This is a genomic window from Capnocytophaga sp. oral taxon 332 str. F0381, from assembly GCF_000318275.2.
In the GTDB taxonomy this organism is placed as follows: Bacteria; Bacteroidota; Bacteroidia; order Flavobacteriales; family Flavobacteriaceae; genus Capnocytophaga; species Capnocytophaga bilenii.
The window spans coordinates 1-559 of sequence record NZ_KB291263.1; the positions used below are offsets into that span (position 1 = coordinate 1).

Genomic DNA, 559 nt, shown 5'->3' on the forward strand with positions numbered 1-559 from the left:
GTACCGTTACAGTTACCCCACCTCCTGCTTTCTGTCCTAAAGCATAGTGTGTGCCCGAACCTGTACCGCCATAGCTGTCACTGTACAATATCGTATAGCTGCCCGTACCGCCACTAATAGCGCCCATCGGTACATCTATTTCTGCCATACCTCTTAGCTGACTTGTGCCTGTAGCACATCCAAAACTCTTCACCGTAATTGATGCTGTATTGAATGTGATAGCTGTTGGCTCACCTATAGTTATTGTATAGGTGCTTGCACAAAGGCTGGTAGTATTAGTTACTGTTATCGTATAAACGCCTGCCTTCAAGCCTTGTGCGCCCATAGCTGTCTTAAGGTTCGTACCACTTGGTACTGTCGCCCCTACAGGCCCCTGTATGCTATAATTAAAGTTTGCCCCATTAGCATTCACTTCTTGCATACTGAACCATCCGTTGTGATCGCCGTGGCAAGTAGCCGAATAAGTTGTAAAGCTCAACGCTGGTCGGCTTTGTGCCGCTGGTTGTACCGTTACCGCTATCTGCGTTGGCGTACACGTTGGCGCACCCAAATCAGTTAC

The 559-nt window shown here is 48.3% G+C and carries 1 protein-coding gene; it reads right to left on the reverse strand.

Annotation, left to right across the window (positions count from 1 at the left end; translation table 11 throughout):
• On the reverse strand, positions 1-559 hold a 559-nt coding region (locus tag HMPREF9075_RS13370), incomplete at both ends, for a hypothetical protein (RefSeq protein WP_009414803.1).